The 16,722-nt window shown below is 68.6% G+C and carries 20 protein-coding genes; 4 read left to right on the top strand and 16 right to left on the bottom strand.

Features of this window, described 5'->3' with window-relative positions; genetic code table 11:
* Window positions 1-136: 136 nt before the first annotated feature.
* From ACFQU3_RS11915 to ACFQU3_RS11865, 11 genes are all read right to left on the bottom strand, one after another.
* Window positions 137-1,282, bottom strand: a complete 1,146-nt coding sequence (locus ACFQU3_RS11915; RefSeq protein ID WP_385909991.1) for an RNA polymerase sigma factor — start codon at window positions 1,280-1,282, stop codon at window positions 137-139.
* Entirely contained in the window at window positions 1,279-1,686 is a 408-nt protein-coding gene (locus tag ACFQU3_RS11910; protein WP_385909989.1) for a YciI family protein, read from the bottom strand. The genes ACFQU3_RS11915 and ACFQU3_RS11910 overlap by 4 nt, the downstream gene beginning before the upstream one ends.
* Before the next feature lie 47 nt (window positions 1,687-1,733).
* A complete protein-coding gene (locus ACFQU3_RS11905; protein ID WP_385909988.1) occupies window positions 1,734-2,231 on the bottom strand; it encodes a pyridoxamine 5'-phosphate oxidase family protein in 498 nt (165 codons plus the stop codon).
* Between the two features lie 127 nt (window positions 2,232-2,358).
* On the bottom strand, window positions 2,359-2,934 hold the full coding sequence (locus ACFQU3_RS11900; protein ID WP_385909986.1) for a dihydrofolate reductase family protein: 576 nt from the start codon (window positions 2,932-2,934) through the stop codon (window positions 2,359-2,361).
* Between the two features lie 53 nt (window positions 2,935-2,987).
* Window positions 2,988-4,004, bottom strand: coding sequence for a branched-chain amino acid ABC transporter permease (locus ACFQU3_RS11895; RefSeq protein ID WP_385909984.1), 1,017 nt, complete (start codon window positions 4,002-4,004; stop codon window positions 2,988-2,990).
* Window positions 4,001-4,855, bottom strand: coding sequence for a branched-chain amino acid ABC transporter permease (locus tag ACFQU3_RS11890; RefSeq protein WP_385909982.1), 855 nt, complete (start codon window positions 4,853-4,855; stop codon window positions 4,001-4,003). Before ACFQU3_RS11890 ends, ACFQU3_RS11895 begins: the two co-directional genes overlap by 4 nt.
* Window positions 4,852-5,529 (bottom strand): ABC transporter ATP-binding protein, encoded by a 678-nt coding sequence (locus ACFQU3_RS11885; RefSeq protein ID WP_385909980.1) that lies wholly within the window; start codon window positions 5,527-5,529, stop codon window positions 4,852-4,854. Before ACFQU3_RS11885 ends, ACFQU3_RS11890 begins: the two co-directional genes overlap by 4 nt.
* Window positions 5,516-6,295 carry an ABC transporter ATP-binding protein gene (locus ACFQU3_RS11880; RefSeq protein WP_385909978.1) on the bottom strand — a complete coding sequence of 260 codons (780 nt, stop codon included), beginning with the start codon at window positions 6,293-6,295 and terminating at the stop codon, window positions 5,516-5,518. The genes ACFQU3_RS11885 and ACFQU3_RS11880 overlap by 14 nt, the downstream gene beginning before the upstream one ends.
* Window positions 6,292-7,485: an ABC transporter substrate-binding protein gene (locus tag ACFQU3_RS11875; RefSeq protein WP_385909976.1), complete on the bottom strand. Its 1,194-nt coding sequence runs from the start codon at window positions 7,483-7,485 to the stop codon at window positions 6,292-6,294. The genes ACFQU3_RS11880 and ACFQU3_RS11875 overlap by 4 nt, the downstream gene beginning before the upstream one ends.
* Window positions 7,486-7,806: 321 nt before the next feature.
* Complete coding sequence (locus ACFQU3_RS11870) at window positions 7,807-8,700, bottom strand: RNA polymerase sigma-70 factor (protein ID WP_385910492.1); 894 nt, start codon at window positions 8,698-8,700, stop codon at window positions 7,807-7,809.
* A 2-nt stretch (window positions 8,701-8,702) separates the two neighbouring features.
* The gene (locus tag ACFQU3_RS11865; RefSeq protein WP_385909974.1) at window positions 8,703-9,293 is read right to left on the bottom strand and encodes a carboxymuconolactone decarboxylase family protein; all 591 of its coding nucleotides are present in this window, start codon (window positions 9,291-9,293) and stop codon (window positions 8,703-8,705) included.
* A gap of 195 nt (window positions 9,294-9,488) precedes the next feature.
* Here ACFQU3_RS11865 and ACFQU3_RS11860 point away from each other — a divergent pair, with 195 nt between their 5' ends.
* Entirely contained in the window at window positions 9,489-9,851 is a 363-nt protein-coding gene (locus ACFQU3_RS11860; protein ID WP_385909972.1) for an ArsR/SmtB family transcription factor, read from the top strand.
* The gene (locus ACFQU3_RS11855; RefSeq protein WP_385909970.1) at window positions 9,844-10,344 is read left to right on the top strand and encodes an SRPBCC domain-containing protein; all 501 of its coding nucleotides are present in this window, start codon (window positions 9,844-9,846) and stop codon (window positions 10,342-10,344) included. Before ACFQU3_RS11860 ends, ACFQU3_RS11855 begins: the two co-directional genes overlap by 8 nt.
* 42 nt (window positions 10,345-10,386) lie before the next feature.
* Here the strand turns inward: ACFQU3_RS11855 and mmuM are convergent, their stop codons facing one another.
* The 4 genes from mmuM to ACFQU3_RS11835 all read right to left on the bottom strand — a co-directional run bounded on the left by mmuM (window position 10,387) and on the right by ACFQU3_RS11835 (window position 13,168).
* A complete protein-coding gene (gene mmuM, locus ACFQU3_RS11850) occupies window positions 10,387-11,307 on the bottom strand; it encodes a homocysteine S-methyltransferase (RefSeq protein WP_385909968.1) in 921 nt (306 codons plus the stop codon).
* A 60-nt stretch (window positions 11,308-11,367) separates the two neighbouring features.
* Window positions 11,368-12,273, bottom strand: coding sequence for an LLM class flavin-dependent oxidoreductase (locus ACFQU3_RS11845; RefSeq protein ID WP_385909966.1), 906 nt, complete (start codon window positions 12,271-12,273; stop codon window positions 11,368-11,370).
* 62 nt (window positions 12,274-12,335) lie between these two features.
* On the bottom strand, window positions 12,336-12,668 hold the full coding sequence (locus ACFQU3_RS11840; protein WP_385909964.1) for an Lsr2 family protein: 333 nt from the start codon (window positions 12,666-12,668) through the stop codon (window positions 12,336-12,338).
* 119 nt (window positions 12,669-12,787) lie between these two features.
* Window positions 12,788-13,168, bottom strand: a complete 381-nt coding sequence (locus ACFQU3_RS11835) for a hypothetical protein (RefSeq protein WP_385909962.1) — start codon at window positions 13,166-13,168, stop codon at window positions 12,788-12,790.
* Window positions 13,169-13,588: 420 nt separating this feature from the next.
* Here ACFQU3_RS11835 and ACFQU3_RS11830 point away from each other — a divergent pair, with 420 nt between their 5' ends.
* Window positions 13,589-14,623 carry a zinc-dependent alcohol dehydrogenase family protein gene (locus tag ACFQU3_RS11830; RefSeq protein WP_385909960.1) on the top strand — a complete coding sequence of 345 codons (1,035 nt, stop codon included), beginning with the start codon at window positions 13,589-13,591 and terminating at the stop codon, window positions 14,621-14,623.
* Between the two features lie 54 nt (window positions 14,624-14,677).
* On the opposite strand, the gene ACFQU3_RS11825 is transcribed toward ACFQU3_RS11830, so the two are convergent.
* Window positions 14,678-15,112 (bottom strand): GNAT family N-acetyltransferase, encoded by a 435-nt coding sequence (locus ACFQU3_RS11825; protein ID WP_385909958.1) that lies wholly within the window; start codon window positions 15,110-15,112, stop codon window positions 14,678-14,680.
* 173 nt (window positions 15,113-15,285) lie between these two features.
* Between ACFQU3_RS11825 and ACFQU3_RS11820 the strand changes: the two genes are divergently transcribed.
* Window positions 15,286-16,719 carry a carboxylesterase/lipase family protein gene (locus ACFQU3_RS11820; RefSeq protein ID WP_385909956.1) on the top strand — a complete coding sequence of 478 codons (1,434 nt, stop codon included), beginning with the start codon at window positions 15,286-15,288 and terminating at the stop codon, window positions 16,717-16,719.
* Window positions 16,720-16,722 lie beyond the last annotated feature (3 nt).

The raw sequence follows: 16,722 nt of genomic DNA, 5'->3' as shown, positions 1-16,722 counted from the left end.
GTGCCACGCAGGGTTCGTGACGCTTCGACCATAAGTACCCAGACGGCCCAGAACCCGCAACCCAGCGAACGCCCAGACACCTTGAAGCCGACTCCGGGCGTCGCCCGAGTCCGGGAACCCTCTGCGGCAACCGGGCTCAGGAGCGCAGGAGCTGCCGCACCCGGCCTGCTTCGCGGGTGAGGTGGTCACGCTCAGGCACTGTGGTGGCTGTGCGGGATGCCTCCGCGTACAGGACGGCGGCCTGCTCCAGGTCGCCGGCGCGTTCGAAGAGGTAGGCGCGGGCTGCGGTGTGGCGGGGGAGCTCTGGGTCCAGCTCGGCCAGCGCGGCGAGTCCGGCTCGGGGTCCGTCGGCCTCGCCGACTGCCACTGCGCGGTTCAGCCGCACCACCGGGCTGGCGGTGAGGAGCAGCAGCTCGTCGTACCACTCGAAGATCTGCACCCAGTCCGTCTCCGAGGTGCTGGGGGCATCTGCATGCAGGGCGGCGATCGCGGCCTGGGCCTGGTACTCGCCCAGCCGGTCGCGGGCCAACGCCGTCTGCAGAATCGCCACCCCCTCGGCGATCAGGCCGGTGTCCCAACGGGACCGGTCCTGCTGCGCGAGTGGCACGAGGCGCCCGCCCGGGCCGGTGCGAGACGCACGGCGAGCATGATGCAGCAGCATCAGCGCCAGCAGCCCCGAGACCTCGGGCTCGTCGGTCGAGGCGGCGAGCTGGCGGGTCAGGCGGATGGCTTCGGCCGCCAGGTCGAGGTCCCCGCTGTAGCCCTCGTTGAAGACGAGGTAGAGCACGCGCAGCACCGTCGTGAGGTCGCCGGGTTGGTCGAGTGGCATACCCGTGAGTCGCCGCTTGGCCCGGCTGATCCGTTGGGCCATGGTCGCTTCGGGGACGAGATAGGCCGTGGCGATCTGCCGGGTCGTCAGGCCGCCGACAGCGCGCAAGGTCAGAGCGACGGCCGAACCGGGGGACAGGGAGGGGTGCGCGCACAGGAAATAGAGCCACAGCGTGTCATCCGTGGCGGGAACCGGCCCTGCCGGAGGCTTGGCCTCGACGACGAGTTCCCTTCCGCGCCGGGATGTTTCGGCGCGGGCGGCATCGAGGAACTTGTGCCAGGCGGCCGCAACGAGCCATCCCTTGGGATCGCGCGGTGGGTCGTCCGGCCACGCTTCGAGTGCCCGGATCAGTGCCTCCTGCACCGCGTCCTCGGCCGCGGCGAAGTCGGCTCCGCGGCGGACGAGGACGCCGATCACCGCGGGTACGGTCTCGCGCAGCAGTGACTCGTTCACTCGGTCGTCGTGGGCAGCGCACACATGAACGGTCGTACCTCGAGCCACTCCTGGACCGGCTTCCCACCTGCGCCCGGGGCCGCGGACAGCTCGGCGGCCAGCTCGAGCGCCCGCTCGTAGGTCTCGACGTCGATGACCATCCACCCGGCGATCAGGTCTTTGGTCTCCGCGAACGGGCCGTCGGTGACAGGAGGGCGTCCGTCGCCGTCGGAGCGGACGAACGTGCCCTGCGGGGACAGCGCTTGACTGTCGACGTACTCGCCGGTGGCCTCGAGTCCCGCGGCGAAGTCCTCCATGTACTTCACGTGGGCCGTCAGCTCCTCCGGCGTCCACTGGTCCATCGGCACGTCGTTGACCGGTGCCGGCGCGCCCCGATAGTGCTTGAGCAGCAGGTACTTGGCCACGATGGTCTCCTCGGTTCGTTACGGGCATTCTCGCCGCGGTGGTCGGTTCAGGCGCGCTGACGCTCGGCCCGCCGTCGGACCAGCTCCTCGACCGCGGTGGGGAGGGTGGTCTCGAAGTCGATGAGCTTGACCCACGTCGGCGTGATGAGGATCCGGACCATGCCGTCGTAGAGGGAGCGGACCTCGGCCTCCCACGCAACGCGCTGCTCGGGGGTCATCTCGTAGCTGCCGTTGATCTGCAGGTACTCCTCCGGGATGCCGTCGACCACGTCCAGCTCCGCTCGGCCGCGGATGAGCAGGATCTTCGGCGGGTGCACCTCGGTGTCGATCGTCAGCGCGACCTCGGGGTTGCGCCGCAGGGAAGGCAGCTTCGGGGCGTTCTTCGTGGTGCAGACGACGATCTCCGAGCCGTTCCACGTGAACGCGATCGGGACGTTGCGGGGGGTGCCGTCCTTGGCGACGTATGCCATACGGAGCACGTCGCGTGACAGGAGCTCCTGGCTGATCGGGAGGTCGAGGATCGCGGTGATCTCGTTCGGTTGCATGGTGGTCACTCCATCGTCCGTGTCGTCCGGCCGCGTTCGGCCGCTCGTACCCCTGGGACGGAGCCGCCCGAGCGTTCTCGACATCCACGGCGCACGAGTCAGCAGTCGATGTCCACGCACGTGCCGGTCAATGAAGGGTGGGTCGGTAGACGAGCGCTTGGATGTGCCCGTCGAGCGTGCGGCTCTCGAGCAGCTCGAGGTCGAAGTCGGCCGCACCCTTGAAGATCGGATCCAGCCCGGTCTGACCGGTGATGACGGGGAAGAGTGTCACCTGGACACGGTCGACGAGGCCGGCTGCCATCAGCGCCCGGTTCATCGACAGGCTGCCGTGCGAGCGCAACGGGACGGGAGACTCCTCCTTGAGCTGCGTGACGACGTCGACGGCGTCACCGCTGACGACGGTCGCGTCAGGCCAGTCGAGTGGTCCTTCCAGGGTCGTCGACACGACCGTGGCGGGCAGGCTCCTCATCCGAGTGACCCATGGGTCACGCACGTCGGACTCCTCGGTGCTCGAGGCCAGCATCTGCGCGAACGCGCGATACGTGTTGGCCCCGAAGACCATCCGCTGCTCCGGGCCGTACAGGGCAAGGCGGTGGTCGAGCAGCTCGGGTCCTTGCTTGCCCCAGTAGCCGGCCCAGTTGGCGCTCGCGGCACCGTAGCCGTCGAGGCTGGAAAAGACGTCAAACGTGTAGGTAACGGTCATGTCCGTCTCCTCGAGTGCGGTTCATCGTGTCGGTGGAGGCCTAGGACACCTCTCTACCGCGATTGCGGCGCTCGTGTCAGCATCGCCGAGAGCCGCCGGCGCGTGTCGTGCAGGACCGAGATCAGACCGCGCGGCATCCACAGCAGTGCAAGGATCAGCAGCACGGCGTATGCCGCGTACTGCAGGATCGGCCCGGCCGTGGCCGGCAGGCCCGGCTGCGTGCTGATGCGGTTGAGGACCTCGATCACGACCGACATCGCAATGGCTCCCAAGACTCCGCCCCACAGTGCGCCGAGACCACCGACCACGGCCATGATGACGTACTCGAACGAGCGCGAGGCCGGGAACGACTCGGGGCTGATGAACGGCGTGAAGAACGCCGAGAGCGCTCCCGCCAGCCCGGCGAAGGCGGCCGAGATCGCGAACACCGACAGCTTCGCCTTGAAGACCGCCACACCTGCCGAGGCGGCCGCGGTCTCGCTGCCGGCGAGCGCCTGGATGCCACGGCCGAACCTGCTGCTGATCAGGTTGCGGCTGATGACCAGCACCAGGGCGAGGCAGCCGAGCGCCAGGTAGGCATAGTCGCGCGGATCCGTGAGCTCGAACGAGCCGACGGCGAGCGGAGGGATGCCGGCGATTCCCAAGGAACCACCGAGACTGTCGAACGTGCTCATCGCCGCGACGACCATGAGCAGGAGTGCCAGCGTCCCGAAGGCGAGGTAGTGGCCGCGGAGCCGTAGCAGTGGAATGCCCACCACGGCAGCGAAGGCCGACGCCAGCACCGGCGCGAGCACGAGCGCCAGCAACGGCGGCAGTGCCCACGTGGTTGTGCCGATCCCCACGGTCAAGGCTCCGACCGCGAAGAAGGCGCCTTGCCCGAGCGAAGCCTGTCCGGCGTACCCCATGAGCAGCGAGAGTCCGGTGACGACGATCGCCGCGAGCACCATCTGCATGAAGAACGTGACGTCGGACATCAGCATCGGCATTGCGAGCGCGACCACGGCGACCACGGCGACCGTCGTCCGGGTGAGCAGGGTCGACGTGCGGCGACCGGCCAGCGTGGTGCTCATTTCGCCTCCTCGGTGACGAACGTCCTGCTGCGGACGACCATGATCGCGAGCATCATCAGCAGCGCGACCTCGGTCTGGAAGGACCCGTCGAGGTAGCCCGCGACGAGCTGCCCGGTGACGCCGAGGACGATGCCGCCCAGCAGCGTGCGACCCGGGCTGGTCAGCCCGCCGAAGACCGCGGCGGCGAACCCGCTCAACGCGAAGGGCAGGTCGGACGAGAACGACAGTGCCACCGACGGCGAGATCAACGCGCCGGCGAGACCACCGAGCGCACCACCGACGGCGAAGGCCATGAACCCCATCCGCCGCACGTTGATGCCGACGAGGGCCGCAGCGCGAGGATTGGACGCGCACGCCGTCAGGCCCTTGCCGGCATACGTGCGGCTGAAGAACAGCGACAGGGCGACGAACGTCAGGAGCGTTGCGGCGACGACCAGCAGACGCTGGCGCTGCACGTCGGCGCCGAGGATCGAGACCGAGCCCGTCAGTCCCGGCGGTGAGATCGGGTCCTGGCCCCACGCCGTGATGAACACCGCGGCGCAGAAGATCGACACGCCCAGGGTCACGATCAGCGCGATCAGCGGGTCGGTACCGGGCTTGCCGATCGCGACGAGACCAACGACCAGCCCGATCAGCCCGCAGGCCACGACGGTGACCAGCTGCGCCAGCCCCTGCGGCAGGGTGCCGTCGAGCAACGAGTAGGAGATGAAGCCGCCGAACACCGCGAAGGTGCCCTGGGCGAAGTTGACGACGCGCGTGACCCGGTGGATGACGACGTAGCCACTTCCGATCAGTGCGAAGGTGCACCCGAGGGCGACTCCCGAGACGAGATACGTGATGAGGTCGCTCACAGTTCGATGTCCTTCCCGACGTCGAGGCCACCGAAGTACGCGGCCCGCACCGCGGGGCTGTCGGCTAGCTCCTCGGTCGTTCCCGAGACGGTGATCCGCCCGGCCTCCAGGACGTACGCCCGTGAGCACAGCTCGAGCGCGAGCCCGACCTCCTGCTCGATCAGGACGACCGTCGTCCCGCGCTCGAGGTTGATCGTGCGCAGGTGCTCCGCAAGGTCAGCGACGATCAGTGGTGCCAGGCCGAGGGACAGCTCGTCGATGACCAGGATCTGCGGATCGGCCATCAACGCGCGGCCGACCGCGACCATCTGTTGCTGGCCTCCCGAGAGCGTTCCGGCCTTGCGGTGCGCGAAGTCGCGCAGCGCCGGCAACAGGTCGAAGATCCGCGACGGGTCACGATCGCCCGAGCGCCATGCACCGAGCACGAGGTTGTCGACGACGCTCATGTCGGCGAACATCTGCCGACCCTCGGGCACCTGTGCGACCCGACCGCCGGTGACGATCGAACCGGACTCCACCGGGACCAGCCCGCTGATGGCGTTGACCAGGGTCGACTTGCCGGCACCATTCGGCCCGATCAGTGCGACCATCTCGCCGGCCTCGGCGCGCAGGCTCACGCGGTCCAGCGCCGTCGCCGATCCGTAACGGACGACGACGTCCTCAACGGTGAGCATGCGCGGCACCCGCCCCCAGGTAGGCGTCGATGACGCGTTGGTCGGCCCGGATCTCGTCCGGCGTGCCTTCGGCGATGACCTGGCCGAGATCCAGGACCGTGATGGAGTCGGCGAGCCGCATGACCAGGGCCACGTCGTGCTCGACGAGCAGGATCGTGGTCCCGATGTCCTTGAGCTGCTCGACGAGCACCGCGAAGTCCTCACGCTCCTCGGCACGCAGGCCCGATGCGGGCTCGTCCAGCAGCAGCACCGTCGGCTCTGCCGCGAGTGAGCGAGCGACCTGCATGCGTCGCTGCTGCCCAAGGGGCAGGTCGGTCGCGAGCCGGTCGGCCCAAGACGCCAGCCCCACCCGCTCGAGTGCCTCGTGGGCGGCGACGGCGATCCGCCGTTCCTCGCCTCGTTGCGCGGGCAGCCGCAGCGCCGCCGAGAAGATCCCGGCGCGCGTGCGGGCGTGCGCCCCCACCATGACGTTCTCGAGGACCGTCATGGCGGGGAACACACGCGCACCCTGGAACACGATCGACACGCCGCGGCGGGCTCGCGCGTGCGGCGCCAGCCGCTCGATCCGCTGACCGTCGAGGATGATCGACCCGGAGTCGAGCCGGAGGTGTCCGCTGACCAGGTTGAACAGCGTTGACTTGCCGGCGCCGTTCGGACCGATGATGCCCCGCAGCTCGCCACGCGCAACGTCGAGATCGACGTCGCTCGCGGCAACCACTCCCCCGAAGGACTTCGTGGCTGCGCGGACCTGCAGGAGCATGGTCATCTCGGCAGCTCGGTCTCGAACTGCTTGCGGCTGAAGCCGGTCGCGGTGAACGCGCCGTCCTTGACCTCCACGATCGCGACGGCCGACTTGTCGAGTCCGCTGTGATCGGTCTTGGAGTACTGGAACCGACCCGTCGGCGTCAGCACGTCGAGGCCCTCGAGTGCCTGGCGGATGGCCTCGCGCTCGGACGACCCTGCCTTCTCGATCGCGGCCTTGGCGATCTGGATGCCTGTGACGCCGTCGAACGCGAACTGTGGGGGGAACACACCTTTGTTGGTCTTCTGCCACGGGCCGGCGAACGCGTCGATGAGCGACTTGAGCGGTCCGTCCGGGAGGTCCTTGCCGGGCACGGCGATGCTGCTGGCCATGATCATGCCCTCGGCCGCATCGCCGGCGGGCTCGGTGAACAAGTTGGACGCGTTCGCGCCGGTGGCGGTCATCTTGACGCCCGTGCCTTGCAGCTGCTTGGCAAGGATCACCGGTGCCGGACCAGCTGCCCAGACGAGGAATGCGTCGGCCCTGGCGTTCTTCGCCTTCGTGATGAGCGGGGTGAAGTCCGTCGATGCCGGATCGAGCGGCTCGTCCATCACGACGTCGATCCCGGCGGCCTTTGCTGCGGCCTTGGTGGCATCGTTGCCCGTCGTTCCGTAGACGTCCTTGCCGTTGTAGGCGATCGAAAGAGTCTTGACTCCCTGGTCGCTGAAGTAGTCGACCAGCTTCTCGGCGTAGGCCGTCGGGCTCGCCGGGATCGTGAAGGCGTACGGGTTCTTCCCGTCGACGAACGCGGCGACGGGACCCAGGGCCAGGGTCGGCATCTTCCGGCTCAGCGCCGTCGGGCCGATGGCCGTGGATGCGCTGACACTGGCCGACGAAAGGATCAGGCTGATGTCCTGGTTGGCGGTCATCTTGCTGTACTCCGTGACCGACTGCGGCACTTCGCTCTTGTCGTCGACGACGGTGAGGTTGATCTTCCGGCCGCCGATGCCGCCTGCCTTGTTGATGGCTGCCACTTCTTGCTCCGCGGCAGCCTTGTCCCCGATCCCCAGGGGGGCCAGGGGCCCGGTCAGCGGCGCCACCATCCCGATCGTGATCGGTCCGCTGTCGTGGCTGCCGGAGCTCTCCCCGGCACCGCAGGCAGCCAGCCCCATGGCAGCGGTCAAACTCAGGGCCATCAGTCGTGTGGATCGCATCCGTACTCCTCGTTGAGCGGGTGCGCGCGCTGTCCGAGTACGCGTCGACTCCCGGATTTCATTCAGGTTTCCTGATGATCAGGCAACCTGACAGTGGTGTCAAGAGTCGTCGGCTCAGCCGGGACGTCACCGCCCCCGCAGGAGTGGACAACCGCGACATCCCACCCGGGTGGGAGTGGTCAGCGGGCTCGGTCGTTCGTATGCCGTATGCCGTGCGCCGGCGTGGCGCCGCCACTCATTCGGCCGCGGGGCGCTCCTCTTCCTTGGATTCGAGCACCTCAGCGTCCGACTGCTGCAGCCGTTGCGCTGGCGGGCCCGCCCTCACACCGCGTGCGAGCGACTGATCGTCGCCTCGACATCGAGCCCTCCGAGCTTGGCGGGGTTGCGGACGGCGTAGATACGGCTGATCCGACCCTCTTCGACGACGAAGCTGATCGCGGTGTCGTAACCGTCGTCGGTGCCGACGATCCGGGCGCCGACCGTGCCGTTGAGCAGCACCGACAGGATCTGGGCTTCCGGGGCGAGCCGGTTGAAGGGTCGCAGCAGGTTGGCGACCTTCTTGGCACCCATCACGGGGTTGACGACCGCCTGAACGATGCCGCCGCCGTCGGCCACGAGCACGACGTCCGGGGCGAGGACGTCAAGCAGCCCTTGCAGGTCGCCTTGCGTCACGGCCGCCAGGAACCGTTCGACGACTTCCTGCTGCTCGTCGCGGCTGACGTCCATCCGGGGCCGGCGCGCCGCGACGTGCTCGCGGGCGCGGTGTCCGATCTGGCGTACGGCGGCGGCGGATTTGCCGACCACCTCGGCGATCTCGCCGTAGGGCGTGTCGAACACCTCGCGCAGAACGAACACAGCGCGCTCGGTGGGCGTCAGCGTCTCGAGCACGGTGAGCATCGCGATCGAGACGCTCTCGGCGAGCTCGACGTCGTCGGCCACGTCGGGGGCCGTGAGCAGCGGCTCGGGCAACCACTCACCGACGTACTCCTCACGACGCCTGGCGTTCGAGCGCAGCCGGTCAAGGGCCTTGCGGGTCACCATCCGCACCAGAAACGCGCGCGGGTCGCGCACCTCGGCGCGCGCGTCCTCACCGATCGCGTCCCATCGCAGCCAGGTGTCCTGAACCACGTCCTCGGCGTCGGTCGCCGAGCCGAGCATCTCGTAGGCGACGGTGAACAGGAGCCCTCGGTGGGTGACAAACGGATCCTTGGTCATGCTCACGTCGACGACCCTACGGCGGTGGGCTGCGCGAGCGGCCTGAGGCCGCACGACGCAGCGAAGCCGTCCGACTCGATGCCGAGCGCGACGTTGCCCCGCGTGGTGAAGTTGGCGAAGGCGATGACCGCTGTGAGCTCGACCACGGCGGCCTCTCCGAGTTGGGCTCGCAGCGACGCAACCATCTCGTCGGTCACCGTCGGCTCGGTCTCGGTCATCGCCTCCGCGTATGCCAGCACCTCGCGTTCGAGCGGTGAGAATGCCCCCGACTCCCGCCACCGCGGGATCTCGCGGGCCTTGTCCATGTCGAGGTTGTTGTTGTGGGCCTCGAAGTAGTTGAAGTCCAGGCACCAGCTGCAGCCGACCTGGGCGGCGACCGCCATGTGCGCGAACGACTTGAGCTGCTCGTCGCACGCGTCCCACTTCTGGACCTTGGCACCGACGCCGGCCATGCCCATCAGCACCTTCGGGTTGTGCCAGTAGACACCGAGCGAGGTCGGGACCCGGCCCAGGGACCTCTTCGCGAATCGCTTGATCAGCACGCCTTTGAGGCCGGTGATCTCGGCAGCGGGGATGCGGGTCGTTCCAGTCATGTCGTCCTCCTGTGTGAGTCGGTATGACATGGAGACGACGGCCGGCCACGAGTTGTGACATCCGGCTGCCGACTCACCGTCCGTTGCGGCCGGGCTCTTTCGTCGCTGCGAACCACAGCGGTTGACAGCGACCGGCCACGAGCGTACTTTCCAAAGTGGTTAATTAACGGATCGGTAAATCACGAAGGGACGCCGATGGCTCCGACAGTCGAGGAAGACCGGCTCAGCGAGACGTTCGCCGCACTTGCCAACACGACGCGGCGAGCGATCCTGGCCCGTCTCGCCCGTGGGGAGGCCACCGTCAACGAGCTCGCCGAGCCATTCGACATGACGCTGCCGGCGGTCTCGAAACACATCAAGGTCCTCGAGCGGGCCGGATTGGTAGTGCGCGGCCACCACGCCCAGTACCGCCCGTGCGCACTGGAGGCCACGCCGCTCGAAGAGGTCTCGACCTGGGCCGAGCAGTACCGGTCCGTCTGGGAGACCCGGTTCGACCGGATGGACGACTACATCAGGAAACTCCAGCCATCACCTAGGACAGGCGAACACCATGACTGACGAAACGAGCACCCAGAACGCGGTGACGATCGATCGCACGTTCGAGGCTCCGGTAGACCTCGTCTGGCGGATGTGGACCGAGCCGGAACACTTCACGGCCTGGTACGGCCCCGCCGGAACCTCCATCCGCGTCGCCAAGATGGACCTGCGCGTCGGCGGCACCCGCATGGTCTGTATGGAGATGACGACCCCTGGGGGCACGGTGCAGATGTGGTTCACCGGCGAGTATCGGGTGGTCTCAGAGCACACCCGCCTCGTCTACACCGAGTCGATGTCCGACCCGAGCGGCAAGGTGCTGTCATCCGCCGAGGCGGGCCTGCCCGCAGGACACCCCACGACCACCGAGGTCATCGTCGAGCTCGAGGACCTCGACGGTCGTACGCGAATGACCCTGACCCACGTGGGCATCCCCGAAGGCTTCCCCGGGGCCGAGGGATGGGGAATGGCGATCGACAAGCTCGCTGCCCACCTGGCTGGACAGTCCCGCTCCTAGGAGGGCCCGGAGTCGACGCTGCTTCGGTCGTCGACGCCGGTCTCACGCTTCTCGGCCGCTGACCGTCACCGCCCGCTCTGGGCCGAACCGTTGCGCGAGCTGGGCTATGTCGGCCGGCCCCGTCCCGCAACAACCACCGACGTAACGAGTGCCGGCAGCGATCCACGACTCGACGAGGTCGAGATCGAGCGGTGCGCCGTACGACCAGGTCTTGCTGACGCTGTCCCAGCTGCCGCCGCGGTTCGGGTAGGCGATCGCCGGAAGCGTCGTGATCGCAGCAGCGGTCGCGACAGCCGCCAGCACGTCCTTCTGCTCCGAGCAGTTGACGCCGGCCGCGATGATCGATGAGCTGCCGGCGACGACTCCGTACGCCTCCGAAAGGGGCTGCCCAGCGCACGTCTTGGTCCCGCTCACGGAGTAGCAGAACCACGCCGGCACGCCGAGATCGTCCAGTAGCTCGACCAGTACCTCGGCCTCCACCGCGTCCGGAATCGTCTCCACCGCGAACAGGTCCGGCTGCGTCGCGGCCAGCAGCTCGAGGCGGGGTGCGTGGAAGTCGCGAAGCCGCGACATGGTCACCCCGTAGTTGCCGCGGTACTCCGACCCGTCGGCGAGGAACGCGCCGTACGGTCCGACGGACGCGGCCACCAGCAGGCCGGGGCTGGTGTCTGCCAGCTCGTCGCGTGCCTCCTGCGCGAGAGTCACACTCCGGACGATCAGCTGCCGGGCCGTGTGCTCGTCGTATCCGCCTGCGACGAACCCCTCGACGGTCGCCTGGTAGGTGGAGGTGGTCGCCACCCGCGCACCCGCAGCGTAGAACGCCCGATGTGCCTCGACGATCCGCGCAGGCTCCTCACCGACGAGCCGGGCCGTCCACAGAGCGCCGGTCAGATTCGCACCCTGCTGCTCGAGGACGGTCGACAGACCGCCGTCGAGCACGACCACTGCTGACGTCTCGTCCACGTCCACCATCCTGCCAGCACCGGCCCGACGGGTTTGCCGGCGCGGTTGACCGTTCCCACCTCAGGCGTCCAGCCGAGGAAGGACCTCCCCGGCGAAGCGGTGGAGCTGCTCGACCTCGTCAGTGACGGGCCAGAGGAAGACGCGTTGGACGCCCGCAGCGCGGAACGCGTCGAGCCTTTCCGCGACAGCGTCGGCGCTCCCGAAGGGCAGTCGTTCTCGAAGCTCCTCGACAGGCCGATGCACAGCCGGCGCAAGCACCCCTTCGAGCACGTTGCCTGCTCGGCGGTCGTCGATGTGGAACCACATCGTCGCGAGGCCGTTCCCGAATGCGGTGGTGTCGGGTCGGGTGCCCTGAATCGCTCGCTGCACGTGGTTCCAGCCGATCTCGAAGCGCTGCGGCGTCGTGTTGTACGCCGACGCCAGCCATCCGTCGCCCAACCGCACTGCCCGGCGCAGACCGACAGCCGATCCCCAGCTACCGATCCACAACGGGGGTCCGCCCGGTCGCGTCGGCAGCGGCTCCAGCGGACCGGTGATCTCGTAGTAGCGACCGGCGAAGGACTCGCCCCGCAGCAGCGCCCGGATCGCCATGACCGACTCATCGAAGCGGGGCCACCGCTCCTCGAACGCGATGCCGACACTCGCGTAGTCACGCTCGGACGAACCGGGGCCCAGGCCGGCGACGAGCCGCCCGCCGGACAGCACGTCCAGGCCAGCCAGGATCTTGGCCAGGGCAACGGGCCCGCGGACGACCGGGTTGCTCACCGTCGTGAACAGCTGAGCTGTGCCCGAACACGAGACCACCGCGGCCAGAGCCGTCGGCCCATCCAGCCACGGCACCTCGAAGACCATGTGGTCGTTGACCGCGACGGCATCGAGGCCGAGCGACGTCGCGACCTCGACGTACTCGACAAGATGCTCAACGCTGAACCGCTGGCCCCCGAAACCCATCAGGGGCAGGTGCACGCCGAACCTCATCCAGCCAGTTCAACACCGACGGGCCTGCGCGGTCGACAGCCCGGTGCCGACTAGTGGCCTGCGTCGAAGGCCGCAACGACCCGCTGAGGGATGCGGCCTCGCGCTGGAACCGCATGTCCGTTGCTGTGCGCCCACGCCCGGATCTCCGCGTTGCGAGAGTGTCCGGTGGACGGGATGGTGACCCGGTTCCGGCCGGCATGGCCCTGTGTCCCCGGCTCACGCGCCGCAGTCGTGTAGCGCCTCAGCGCTTCCCTCAGTGCGGCTGCGTTCCTTTCCGACAGGTCGATCTCGTAGTTGTTGCCGTCGATGGCGAAGGTGACGGTTTCAGACGCCTCCGTGCCGTCGAGGTCGTCGATCAGTGTGACGATCTTCTTCCGAGCCATGGCGCGATCGTACGCGGGCAGTGGCACCGGGCCGGGTCTGCTCAGCCACCTCATCAGGCGAGCGCCGGTGGTGTTCGCCTGATGAGGTGAGAGTGGCTTCCGGGAATCCTGGCTATACGTCAGTGGAACGAGACGGTCAGCGGGGTGTAACCACTGCCACCGTTCGCGTAGACGTAGCCGTTGTCGCTCGACCAGTAGGACAGCGGCTCGTTCGTGTAGAGCGAGGTCAGGACGTCGCCGTTCAAGGTCCAGCCACGAGCGCCCGTCCAGTTGTAGAAGCCGACGTAGTTGTAGCCGTCGCTGACCGACAGGTAGCGAGAGGTGTCGGCGGCATTGCGGTAGTAGAGGACGCCGTCGTAGACATAGGGCGAGAGCGACACAGCGGCGTCCTCCGACGTGACGACGCACCACTGGTCGCCGTTCTCGCCCAGCCAGCCGATAGCGGCTCCCTTCGCGAACAGCTGCATCTTCTGCGAGGTGCCGGCCGCAGCCGCTTGCATGGCCTGCGGAGCTTGCTCCAGCAGGTCTCCGAACGACCCGGACGGTGATTCAGGCGCTTGAACGGACATATCGCATCTCCGATGCTGTGAGGGGTTTCGTGAGGTATTCCATTGGGGCCAAAGGATGTTTTGCATCGAGCTCATTCAGGATCACGAAGAAGCTGGGCCCCGAGTGGCACACAAGTGGTGCTGAATGAGGGCTCGAGAACATCCATGGAACCGTGACCGAGTTGCTCGATGATCGCCGGTTCGTGGCCCTGGCCTCAGTGTCACATCGGCGTGGAGTGCGAGGTTGGACTTGCCCTTCTTATACACAAACATGGACCAATCCATGAGAAGGGAAACGTCAGCAGGCATTCGGATCGCCGGCCAGGAGCGCGCTCCACCGTCGACGATCGCCCGCACGACAGGATGGGCAGCGTGAAGGCCGTCATGTATCAGCAGTACGGCGCCCTGCCGGCGCTCGTCGACCTGCCAGAGCCCGAGTGCCCCGAGGATGGGGTGGTCATCTCGGTGGGCGCCACCGGAGTATGCCGGTCGGACTGGCACGCTTGGAAGGGGCATGATCCCGTGCCGCTGCCGCACGTGCCCGGCCACGAGCTCGCCGGGGTCGTGGCCCGCGTCGGACCCGGCGTACGCCACTGGAAGCCCGGCGACCGCGTGACGGTGCCCTTTGTGTGCGGCTGCGGGCGGTGCACCTGGTGCCAGTCGGGGGAGGCGCAGGTCTGCCCCGCCCAGACCCAGCCGGGGTTCACCGGTCACGGGTCGTTCGCCGAACACGTGGCCATCCACGGCGCCGACACCAACCTGGTCCGGCTGCCGGAGTCGATGGACTTCGTGACGGCAGCGTCCTTGGGCTGCCGGTTCGCGACCGCATTCCGGGCCGTCGCGAACCACGGCCGGATCGGCCCGGGGGACTGGCTGGCCGTACACGGCTGCGGGGGCGTCGGGCTCTCGGCCGTGATGATCGGGGCGGCGCTCGGCGCGCGAGTGGTCGCCGTGGACGTGAGCCCGGCAGCTCTCGAACGCGCCCGGTCGCTGGGCGCCGAGGCGGTTGTCGACGCGAGCAGCACCCCGGACGTGGCCGCGGCGATCCGGGACCTCACCGGAGGCGGCGCGCACGTGTCAGTCGACGCGTTCGGGTCTCCCGAGCTGGCGGTGGCCTCGGTGCGCAGCCTGCGGCGGCGCGGCCGGCACGTGCAGGCCGGGCTGTTGCTCGGCCCGTCGTCCACGCCGCCGCTCCCGATGGACCTCGTGGTGTCCCAGGAGCTGGAGATCTACGGCTCGCACGGCATGCCTGCCCGCGGCTACCCCGCGATGCTCAGCATGATCGAGGACGGGACCCTGCGACCGGGCGACCTGGTCGGCCAGGTCATCGGGCTCGAAGACGCCGGCGCGGCCCTGGCCGCCATGGACCAGCCCTCGGCCGCCGGGATGACCGTCGTCCGTCTGTGACCCGAAGTCATGGTGGCCCCGTGGGCCGCCGATGGACGTCTGGGCTGCGATGGACTAGCTGCCTGACTGGTCGAGGATCATGAGCTTCTCAGGGTCGGGCATGGGCACGAACCCGACGCGGGCGTAGACCTTGTGGGCGTCGAGGGTGGACAGGAGCACCCGCTTGAGACCCATTGGCCGGAGCGTGGCAACGACGGCCTCCGACAACCGGGTGCCCAGCCCGCGGCCGCGGTGGTCGCGGTCGACGTAGACGTCGCAGAGCCAGCCGAAGGTGGCATGGTCGGTCGCGACGCGCGCGTAGGCCACCTGGGTCCCCTCACTGGTGAACACCCCGAAGTTCAAGGAGTTGCGCGCCGCGGTCTCGACGGTCGCGCGGGTGCGCCCGAGTGCCCAGAAGGCGTCAGTGGACAGCCACCGATGAACGCGATCCAGGTCCATCCGCGCGAGGTCCGAGTCGATCTCGTAGTCAGTGCTGTGGTCGGCGCTCACACCGCCATTCTCTCAACCACCCGGCGAGGTCAGACACGAACCGTTCGTCCGCCCGGATCTCGACCGGAGCGGTCGTTGCCGTCGTCGACCAGGCGCCGTAGGGCTAGCCCACGTGCCCTCGGTAAGCCGACAATCTGCTGGCGCGTCGAACACCGGGGTGGCGATGATGCACCATGACCATCGACCTCAAGGTCTCCGGCGGCGTCGTCCGCGGCGGGACGGAGGCGGATCTCGCGGTCTTTCGCGGGATTCCGTACGCGGCGCCCCCACAGCGGTTCGGTGCGCCGCAGCCGGTTCCACCCTGGGACGGCGTGCGGGAGGCAACGAGGTTCGGACCGCCACCTCCGCAGTCCAGTGCCTTCGGCATGGACGCGCTGACCGAAGAGGGCGACGACTGGCTGACCGTCAACGTGTGGTCGCCCGACCTCAGCGGCGGGTTACCGGTGATGGTGTGGATCCAGGGCGGCGCCTACACGTTCGGCATGTCGAGCCTGCCCGAGTACGACGGCAGCATCCTCGCCCGCGGCGGCGTCGTGGTCGTGACCTTCAACTACCGGGTCGGGCTGGAAGGCTTCGGGTACCTGGAGGGGACGCCGTCCAACCGCGGTCTCCTGGACCAGGTCGCGGCGCTGGAGTGGGTGCAGACGAACATCAGCGCGTTCGGCGGTGACCCGGGCCGTGTCACGCTCTTCGGCCAGTCCGCAGGTGGTGGCTCGGTGGCCGCGCTGCTGGCGATGCCGCGGGCAGCGGGGTTGTTCCACCGGGCGATCGCGCAGAGCATGCCGGGCACGTACTTCACCCCCGAGCTGGCTGCCGACATCACGCGAGCGTGCGCCGCGGAACTCGGCCTTCAACCGGCCGAGCTCCCCGCAGTGGAATCCCGGCTGCTGCCTGCTGCCGGTGATGCCCTCACGGCGAAGATGGGGCAGTTCGCAGATCGCTGGGGCCAGGCGGCATACGCGCTGATCCCGTTCGCGCCGGTCGTTGACGGTGACGTGCTCCCCACCACGCCGTGGCGCGGACTGAGCGGCGCGGTGGAGCTTCTGGTCGGGCACACGCGCCACGAACAGCGGTTGCTGACGGCGCTGAGCGGAATGCTGGGCACGATCACCGAGGCGCAGGCCACGGAGGCCGCGCGTGTCTTCGGGCCGGATCCGCGGCGATACGTGGAGAGCTTTCCCGACCCCGAGGAGCTCTACGAGGTGGTGCGGTCGGACTGGCTGTTCCGGATGCCGTCGCTGAAGCTCGCCGAGGCCCAGCTCGAGGTCGGGGGCCCGGCCTTCCTCTACGAGCTGACCTGGGCCGCTCCCGGCATGGGCGGCATGCTCGGCGCCTGCCACGGCCTGGACGTACCGCTGGTGTTCGGCAACCTCACCGCCGGCCAGCCGGCGATGCTGATCGGCGACCCCACCCCAGATGCGGTGGCGCTGTCAGAGCAGATGCGCACCGCATGGACGGCCTTCGCCACGAACGGCGATCCTGGCTGGCCCCCCTACGCCACCGGCTCGACGCGGCTCTTCGACGTCGAGTCGACGGTCGCCGCCTACCCGGAGCAGGTGTCCCGACAGATCTGGCGGGACCCCCCGTCCGTGCTCGACCTCGCTTGAGCG

It is taken from the genome of Terrabacter sp. GCM10028922 (assembly GCF_042666095.1).
Classification (GTDB): Bacteria; Actinomycetota; Actinomycetes; order Actinomycetales; family Dermatophilaceae; genus Terrabacter.
The sequence above is the reverse complement of the archived record's forward strand: the minus strand, read 5'-3'. Positions and strand labels throughout refer to the sequence as shown.